Source organism: Kluyvera sp. Awk 3 (assembly GCF_028069715.1).
Classification (GTDB): Bacteria; Pseudomonadota; Gammaproteobacteria; order Enterobacterales; family Enterobacteriaceae; genus Kluyvera; species Kluyvera georgiana_A.
The window spans coordinates 1-8,640 of the sequence record NZ_JANEWH010000170.1 but is presented as its reverse complement, the minus strand read 5'-3'; the positions used below and the strand labels follow the sequence as shown (position 1 = coordinate 8,640).

Below are 8,640 nucleotides of genomic sequence, written 5' to 3'. Positions count from 1 at the left end.
TATTAATATCATGATATCGGCATAACAAATAACTCAAATGCAGCCCGATCCCGAATTCTTGAATTTAAATCTTTTAAAGTTTGGAGTTTATTCTTATGAACAGTGATCATCGCGTACTTAGCTCCTTTACCTTGCCCAATGGCACAGAGCTGAAAAACCGTCTGTTTATGGCGCCTATGACGACGTGTTCGGGTTATTTCGATGGCTCAGTCAGCAGCGAACTGGTGGAGTACTACCGTGCTCGTGCCGGGCGTATCGGTACCATCATCGTCGAATGCTGTTTTGTTGATGACTTAGGCCTGGCTTTCCCAGGGGCGCTGGGTATCGACAGCGACGATAAAATTGCCGGGCTGGCGAAAATTGCCGAAGCCATTAAATCTCAGGGTTCCAAAGCGCTGCTGCAAATTTATCACGGTGGCCGTATGGTTGATCCGAAGCTGATCGGTGGGCGTACACCGGTCGGGCCAAGCGCCGTGGCCGCACCGCGCGAAGGCGCTGCGACACCGGTCGCGCTGACCACGGCAGAAGTGGAAGGCATGGTGGGTAAATTTGGTGAAGCGGTACGCCGCGCTATCCAGGCCGGTTTCGACGGTGTGGAACTGCACGGTGCTAATACCTATCTGATTCAGCAATTCTATTCCCCAAACTCCAACCAACGCGACGACGAGTGGGGCGGCAGCCGTGACAACCGCGCCAAATTCCCGCTGGCGGTGCTGGAGATCACCCACAAAATGGTGCGCCAGTATGCGGATGATGCCTTTATTATCGGCTATCGCTTCTCGCCGGAAGAGATGGAAGTCCCGGGGATCCGCTTCGACGACACAATGTATCTGCTGGAAAAACTGGCCGCACGTGGCCTGGACTACCTGCACTTCTCCGTTGGCGCGACCCTGCGCCCGTCTATTGTTGAGACCAATGACCCGACGCCGCTGATTGAAAAATATGTGGCCATGCGCTCTGAAACGCTGGCGCAGGTACCGGTCATGGGCGTTGGCGGCGTGGTAAACGACAACGACATCGAGAGCGCAATGGAACACGGTTACGACCTGGTGGCCGTCGGCCGTGCCTGCATTGCTTATCCGGACTGGGCGGACCGTATTGCGGATGGCCAGACGCTGGATCTGTTTATTGATAGCACCCAGCGTGAAGCGCTGAACATTCCGGAACCGTTGTGGCGCTTCTCGCTGGTGGAAGCGATGATCCGCGATATGAGCATGACGGTGTCAAAATTTAAGCCGGGCGTGTTTGTAGAGACCGTTCAGGATGATGCCGGTGAACTGGTCATTAACGTAAGCCTGGAAACCGACCGTATTGCCGATATCGAGCTGACCGGTGGCGTCGATCAGGATGTTGAGTTCGTCACCAGCTTTGAAGAGATTCGTTCCCGTATTCTCGACGCGAATACACCACATGTTGACGCCATTTCCGGTGCAACCAGCCAGAGCGAGGCGGTGAAAAAAGCGGTCTCCAAAGCGATGGTGAAATCCAGTAAAGCGCTGGCGGCGGAAGAGGGCGGCGATGCCGCTGCGCCAAAAGCCTACGACGTGGTTGTCGTTGGCAGCGGTGGCGCCGGTCTGGCGGCGGCAATTCAGGCTCATGATGATGGCGCGAGCGTGCTGATCGTCGAAAAAATGCCAACTATCGGTGGTAACACCATTAAAGCCTCTGCCGGGATGAACGCGGCGGAAACCCGCTTCCAGCGCGTGAAAGGTATTCAGGATAGTAAAGAACTGTTCTACGCCGAAACGCTGAAGGGCGGTAAAAACAAAAACAACCCGGCGCTGTTGCATCGCTTTGTGGAAAATGCACCGCAGGCGATCGAATGGCTGGCGGATCGCGGCATCATGCTGAACGATATCACCACCACCGGTGGCATGAGTATTGACCGTACTCACCGCCCGAAAGACGGTTCTGCCGTTGGTGGTTATCTCATCAGTGGCCTTGTGCGTAACGTCACGAAACGTGGAATTGATGTCATGCTCGACACTTCGGTGGTCGATATTGTAATGGAAGGCGGCGAAGTGGCGGCGGTGCGTCTGCTGACCGACGAGCAGGAAAGCGTCACCATTCCGACTCGTAGCATCATCGTGGCGACCGGCGGTTTCAGTGCTAACAGCGAGATGGTGGTGAAATACCGTCCGGATCTGGCGGGCTTCGTAACCACCAACCACAAAGGCGCAACCGGCGGCGGCATTGCATTGCTGGAGCGTATTGGTGCTGGCACGGTGGATATGGGCGAAATCCAGATTCACCCGACGGTGGAACAGAAAACCTCTTATCTGGTCTCGGAATCCATCCGCGGCGGCGGCGCAATTCTGGTGAGCCAGCAAGGCAACCGCTTCTTTAACGAAATGGAGACCCGCGATAAAGTCTCTGCGGCGATCATTGCGCTGCCGGAACATTACGCCTATATCGTCTTTGACGAACACGTCCGTAGCAAAAATAAAGCAGCGGATGAGTATATCGCCAAAGGTCTGGTGACCAGCGCCAGCACGGCGAGTGAACTGGCGGCTAAACTCGGATTAGACGAAGAGACTTTCCTGGCAACGCTTGCCCGCTATAACGATGCAGTGGCGAAACAGGACGACGAAGAGTTTGGTCGTAAAACCGCGCTGCGTGCGCCGATTAATGAAGGGCCGTTCCACGCGATTCAGATTGCGCCGGGCGTACACCACACCATGGGTGGGGTAACCATTAATACCGAAACTCACGTGCTGAATGCGCAAAAACAGGTGATTCCAGGCGCTTATGCTGCCGGTGAAGTGGTCGGTGGTATTCACGGTGGCAACCGTATTGGCGGAAACGCCGTTGCTGATATTATTATCTTTGGTACGCTCGCCGGCCATCAGGCTGCGTTGCGCGCGCAGCAGGTACCCTGGGCCATGCTGGAATCAGCATAACGAACGGATGGCACAGTCCCATAGCCCGGCGTTGCCGGGCTATTTCAACTGAAGTGAAGGGGGATTTTGATGTCAGATACCACTCGGGTATACAGTTATTCCGCGATTCTGATGGGCTCGCCCATCCTGCTAAAACTCTTCGTCCACGACGAGGCGCTCGCCTCCCGCGTGTTCCGTCTGATTAAACAGTATGAAGATCTGCTGACCGTAAACCGTGCTCAGTCGCAGGTGATGGATATCAATCATGCGGCGGGCCAACGTGCGGTGAAGGTCAGTAGCCCGGTTTACGCCCTGATCAAATGCGCAAAAGCGGCAAGCGAGCTACCACAGAGCGCTTTTAACCTGGCTATTGGGCCGTTGGTGAAGCGCTGGCGGATTGGCTTTAAGGGCGACAGCGTGCCGCCAGCGGATGAAATTACGCATCTGCTGACGCTGACCAGGCACGAACAGGTCATCCTCAACGACGGCGATGAGAGCGTTTTTCTGGCGCAGCCGGGAATGGAGATCGATCTCGGTGCGATTGCCAAAGGGTATATTGCCGACCGTGTGCGCGATTTTTTACGTCAGGAAGGCGTGGCGCAGGGGCTTATCAATCTTGGCGGTAACGTACAAACGCTGGGCATGCCGGAGGGCGGGTGGTCAATTGGCCTGAAAAAACCGTTCTCTACCGCAGGCGCGATGATTGGCACGCTCGACGTCGAAAACAAGTCGGTCGTGACCTCCGGTGTTTATGAGCGATTTTTTGAACAAGACGGCCAGCTGTATCACCATATTCTCGACCCGCGTACCGGCTACCCACTGAATAATGAACTCAATAGCGTGACGATCGTCAGCGCAAACTCCATCGATGGTGATATCTGGACCACGCTGATGTATGGCATGGGGGTCGAAAAGGGCTGTGCGGCGCTGCGCGCAAGGCCGGATATTGAGGCGATTTTTGTGACGAAAAAGAAAGAGGTGATCCTGTCATCGGCTCACCTCTATCGTTTCACGCTGTTGGATAACGAGTATCGCCTTACTGACAGTACTGTTTGAGCAGGCCGTATTGTTCCGGCTGCAGGCGATAGCGATAGACCGGACGGCCTGTCGCCCCGTAGTGAATACTGGTAAAGAGAATGTTGATTTGGGCAAGCCAGATCAGATATTTACGGCATGACACGCGGGAAATATTCACCGCCTGCGCCAGATCGTCGGTGGAAAACTCCGTTTCCGGATGCGCATCAATCCACTGGCACAGCGTGCGCAGGGTCTGCGGCGTCAACCCTTTCGGCAACCGTTTGGTGTCTGCCAGTTCGGGTGAGCCACCGTGCAGCAGGCGGTCGACATCGGCCTGTTCATAGTAGGCATGACTCCCCATCAACTGCTTTTTCTCGCGCCAGCTCAGCAGCGCTTCTTCAAAACGTGGGAACTGGAAAGGCTTAATCAGATAGTCCACCACGCCGTAGCGCAGCGAGGTCTGAACGGTGGCGGCATCGGAGGCGGAGGAGATCATGATAACGTCAATCGCGCGTCCTGCGCTACGCACCTCAGGCAGCAGATCCAGCCCGTTGTCCTGCTGCATATAAACATCCAGCAGGATCAGGTCGATAGACAGCGCAGGATCCAGCAGCTTGTCTCGCGCCTGCTGGAGTGTTGAAGCGATACCGCAGCAGGCAAAACCGTCCACCCTCTCGATATAGCAACGATTCAGGTCGGCCACCATGGCATCATCATCGACTATTAACACATTAATCACGCGCTGTTCCTCTCGCTATCCCACGGAATATGTACAAAAAATTGCGTAAATACGCCAGGCTCTGACTCGACGGAAAGCGTTCCGCCAAGGTTCTCCGTCTGCTGACGGGCCAGGAACAGCCCGACGCCGCGGTTTTCGCCTTTGGTTGAAAATCCTTTATTGAAAATAGCGTCGATGCGCACCGGGTCGATCCCCGGGCCATCGTCGCTGACTTCGGCGCTCAGCCAGCCATTCTGGTAGTGTAGCAGCAGGCCAATTTCACCTTCGCCCTGGCCGGCCATGGCGTCCAGGGCGTTCTCAATCAGGTTGCCAAGCACGGTCACCAGAACCGCCACCTGTTCTTCGTTTGGATTATCGGGCACCAGACTCTCTTCAGCCAGCGTCAGATTCACCCCCACGTCGCCCGCGCGGTTGATTTTACCCAGCAGGAAACCGGCAATAATCGGTGATTTTATTTTATGCTGCAGCATACCAATATCCGCCTGATAGTTCTGAGCGGTTTGTAGAATGTAGTCTTCGAGCTTGTCGTAGCGCTTCATGTGCAGTAGCCCAAGAATGACGTGCAGTTTGTTCATAAATTCATGGGAATGGGCGCGCAGGGCGTCGATATAGTTGACCAGCCCATCCATACGCTGCATCAACTGGCTAACCTCGGTTTTATCACGGAAAGTGCCGATGGCGCCAATGACGCGCTTGTTGTTGCGCAGCGGAACGATGTTACACAGCAGCAGACGGCCGTTGCAGCCCATTTCACGGTCGGTCACCGGCGAGCCGCTGGCGAGCACTTCTTTGAGGTTAGTGAGCAGCGGCGCGTGTTGCTCAGCGCCTAATGCATGGGCATCGGCAGAAAAAAGAATGTGACGCGCAGCCTGATTAATCAGGGTCACACGGCCTTTGTCGTCAACGGCTATAACGCCTTCGCGCATGGATTGCAGCATGGCCTGGCGCTGCTCGAACATCCTGGAAATCTCATGCGGCTCGAAGCCAAACAGGATATTTTTCAGCACGCGCACTAGCCCCCAGATCCCCAGCGTGCCAACGACCGCGCTAAACAAGACGAACCAGATAGCGGTCCACCGCGCTGCGCTAATTTGTTCGTCCACTTTCTGAAGTGAGATACCGACGATAGCCACGCCAATTTGCTGGTGTTGGTCATTGTAGATGGGCGTGAAGACGCGTAGCGCCTCGGCCAGTACGCCGTGGTTAATGGACAGATTCTCATGGCCTTTGAGCGCAGGCTGCAGATCGGCGCCGATAAAGTGCTGGCCAATCAGATGGGTGTTGGGGTGCGAGTAGCGCACCGCATCCATGTTGGTGATAACGGCATACAGCAGGCCATTGCGCTGCTGTACCGCTGTCGCAATCGGCTGAATGATATTGTGTTCAGGCGACCCGGTGAGCCCGCGTTTGATCTCCGGTGAATCAGCCAGCGTGCGGGCGATGGCAAAAGCCTTGTCCTGCAGGCCGGTGCGAGTCGCTTTAGTGATCTGCATGAAATAGAAGGCGTAAACCACCAAAAGGACGGAAATAATCACGCTGCACACCATTAGCGTCACCAGCGTACTGAGCTTCATCGGGCGCTTAGCCTGAGGTGGCTGTTGCGGCATATTGCGCATGAAAACCTTCTATTATCAACGGCAAAAAATCATTATCGCCGATGTATCCCTTTTCTTAAAGCCATCGTGTCCTGACAAAACCAAACCTTTCTTTGTGACCGTACTCGCAGAGCTTTCCATACAAAACACTTTAGTATTGTTGAAGAACCCATAATAAGGAGTCCGTTTATGAGCATTAAGCTTGCAGGTTCAGTCATGGAAAGACGCAGTTCGACGACCGCTGAAATTGACCGACTGTCCACTCACGATATGTTAAGTCTTATTAATCAAGATGATAAGATAGTTTCAGATGCTGTCACCTCCTGTCTTGATGAACTTACACGTCTGGTCGACCGCGCGGTGGCAACCTTAAGCCACGGTGGCCGGGTGGTGATTGTCGGCGCGGGCGCTTCGGGCCGTAACGCGGTGCTGGCCGCTAATGAGTACGCGCCGGATGAAAAACATCCGCTGGTGGGGCTGATCGCGGGCGGGGCGCTGGCGATGCTGCACGACATGCGCGAGGCGGGGCAGGACTATAACCGCGGTGTGCTGGATCTGCAGGCCATCGGGTTTACACAAAAAGACATGCTGATTGGGCTCTCCGTACGCGGCAAAACACCGTGGCTATGGGGCGCCATGCGCCATGCCTGGTCACTGGGGGCGACAAGGGCGCTGATTACCCGCAACGTGCACAGCGAAGCCGCCGAGCTCGCCGATATCGTCATTGCCCCGCAAACCGGCGCGGAAGTGGTGGCGGGCTATGGTAATCCAAAGGCGATTCTCGCGCAGAAGCATGTGCTCAATATGTTGACCACTGCGTTGGCCGTCCGTACTGGCCGGGTCTACAGCAATATGCGTGTTGATATACGCGGTAACACGACGCAGATGATGGAGCGGCAGATTGCGATTGTGATGGAGGCGGGCGGCTGCACGCGCGCGGCGGCGAAAGCGGCGCTGGAAAGCTGCGACCATAACTGTAAAACGGCAGTACTGATGGTGCTTACCGGGATGGATGCCTGGAAAGCCCATGAACTGCTGGCGCAAAATAACGGTTTTGTGCGTCTGGCGCTGCAGGAAGCGCCGTAATCTGAAATCAGCAAAAAGCCCGCAAAATAATGCGGGCTTTGCTTATCGCGTACAGCTTAGAACTGGTAGGTCATGCCTACACCAACGATATCGTCGGTAGAGATGCCGTTGGCGCTGTAGAACTGTGAATCTTCATCCAGCAGGTTAATTTTGTAATCAACATAGGTGGAGAAGTTCTTGTCGAAGTAGTAGGTTGCACCCAGGTCAACATAGTTCACCAGATCCTGGTCGGTCAGGTAAGAACCGTTGCTGTTGGTGTGAACACCAACGTCTACGCCACGGGAGTAAACCCACGCCAGAGACGGACGCAGACCGAAGTCGAACTGATACTGTGCGGTGACTTCGAAGTTTTGCGTTTTGTTGGCAATACCATCATCGCCAAACGGCGTCATGTTGCGGGTTTCCGCATACATCATTGCCAGATAAACGTTGTAGGCGTCGTATTTCGCACCAACGGTCCAGACGTCAGCTTTATCGCCGCCGGCGCTTACACTACCGTTTTTACCGTTACCATAGCGATTGTTAACACCAGCATAGGCAACCTGATCGTTGGTACGATCGGATGTTGCGTAGGCTGCGCCAATGCTTAAACCCTGTAATTCAGGGACCGCATCAGCGAAATCAAACGTTGTGGACATGCTGTAGCCATCACCGTTCTGGAAGCGAACGCTGTTATGACCATTTTTCGTCCCTTCCTGGTTGTTTGAACCGCTTTCGTTAGCGCCCTGATACTGCAGCGCAAAGTTCCAGCCGTTGACCAGACCGAAGAAATCGCTGTTACGGTAGGTTGCTACGCCGTTGGTACGGCCAACCATAAAGTTGTCGGTCCAGGTGTAGGAGTCGCCGCCGAATACCGGCAGCATGTCGGTCCAGCCTTCGATGTCGTATACGGTACCGTAGTTACGGCCATAATCGAAGGAACCAAAGTTGGCAAACTTCAGGCCAGCAAACGCCAGGCGGTTGAAGGATTTGTCACCAGCGCCTTCGGTGTCGTTAGCGTAGGTTTTGTATTCCCACTGGCCGTAGCCAGTCAGGTCGTTGGTAATCTGGGTTTCGCCTTTGAAACCGATTTGCACGTAGGTTTCATCGCCGTCATCGCCAGCGTTGTCGGAAAATGTGTGACGTGCGTCGACCTTACCGTACAGATCAACTTTATTGCCGTCTTTATTATACATTTCCGCCGCATTTACCGCGCCTGCCATTAATAAGGCAGGAACCAGCAGTGCCAGTGCTTTAATTTTCATTATACTTTCCTTTGCATGATAACGCATGTGAATATAGTAACGTCATCCGGCGTTACGTGTTCGAATACTATATTGAGAGT

General features: G+C 54.6%; 6 protein-coding genes. 3 read left to right on the top strand and 3 right to left on the bottom strand.

Annotated elements, in window-relative coordinates; genetic code table 11:
• Positions 1-95 precede the first annotated feature (95 nt).
• Together NNN71_RS22175 and NNN71_RS22170 are read left to right on the top strand one after the other, a co-directional pair.
• Positions 96-2,900: a flavocytochrome c gene (locus NNN71_RS22175; protein ID WP_167575519.1), complete on the top strand. Its 2,805-nt coding sequence runs from the start codon at positions 96-98 to the stop codon at positions 2,898-2,900.
• A 69-nt stretch (positions 2,901-2,969) separates the two neighbouring features.
• Positions 2,970-3,935, top strand: coding sequence for an FAD:protein FMN transferase (locus NNN71_RS22170; RefSeq protein WP_271459353.1), 966 nt, complete (start codon positions 2,970-2,972; stop codon positions 3,933-3,935).
• On the opposite strand, the gene dcuR is transcribed toward NNN71_RS22170, so the two are convergent.
• A complete protein-coding gene (gene dcuR / locus NNN71_RS22165; RefSeq protein ID WP_271459352.1) occupies positions 3,916-4,635 on the bottom strand; it encodes a two-component system response regulator DcuR in 720 nt (239 codons plus the stop codon). The two genes, NNN71_RS22170 and dcuR, sit on opposite strands and share 20 nt — an antisense overlap.
• Positions 4,632-6,251, bottom strand: coding sequence for a sensor histidine kinase (locus NNN71_RS22160; protein ID WP_271459351.1), 1,620 nt, complete (start codon positions 6,249-6,251; stop codon positions 4,632-4,634). The genes dcuR and NNN71_RS22160 overlap by 4 nt, the downstream gene beginning before the upstream one ends.
• 168 nt (positions 6,252-6,419) lie before the next feature.
• On the opposite strand from NNN71_RS22160, the gene NNN71_RS22155 reads away from it, so the two are divergent.
• On the top strand, positions 6,420-7,316 hold the full coding sequence (locus NNN71_RS22155) for an N-acetylmuramic acid 6-phosphate etherase (RefSeq protein ID WP_223802857.1): 897 nt from the start codon (positions 6,420-6,422) through the stop codon (positions 7,314-7,316).
• 56 nt (positions 7,317-7,372) lie between these two features.
• Here NNN71_RS22155 and ompC read toward each other — a convergent pair whose 3' ends face one another.
• Complete coding sequence (gene ompC, locus NNN71_RS22150; protein ID WP_271459350.1) at positions 7,373-8,560, bottom strand: porin OmpC; 1,188 nt, start codon at positions 8,558-8,560, stop codon at positions 7,373-7,375.
• Positions 8,561-8,640: the final 80 nt, after the last annotated feature.

Excerpts from the sequence above, each read along its gene's own strand:
- NNN71_RS22175 (WP_167575519.1), top strand. The coding sequence starts at position 96 with ATGAACAGTGATCATCGCGTACTTAGCTCCTTTACCTTGCCCAATGGC.
- NNN71_RS22170 (WP_271459353.1), top strand. The coding sequence starts at position 2,970 with ATGTCAGATACCACTCGGGTATACAGTTATTCCGCGATTCTGATGGGC.
- NNN71_RS22160 (WP_271459351.1), bottom strand. The coding sequence starts at position 6,251 with ATGCGCAATATGCCGCAACAGCCACCTCAGGCTAAGCGCCCGATGAAG.
- NNN71_RS22155 (WP_223802857.1), top strand. The coding sequence starts at position 6,420 with ATGAGCATTAAGCTTGCAGGTTCAGTCATGGAAAGACGCAGTTCGACG.
- ompC (WP_271459350.1), bottom strand. The coding sequence starts at position 8,560 with ATGAAAATTAAAGCACTGGCACTGCTGGTTCCTGCCTTATTAATGGCA.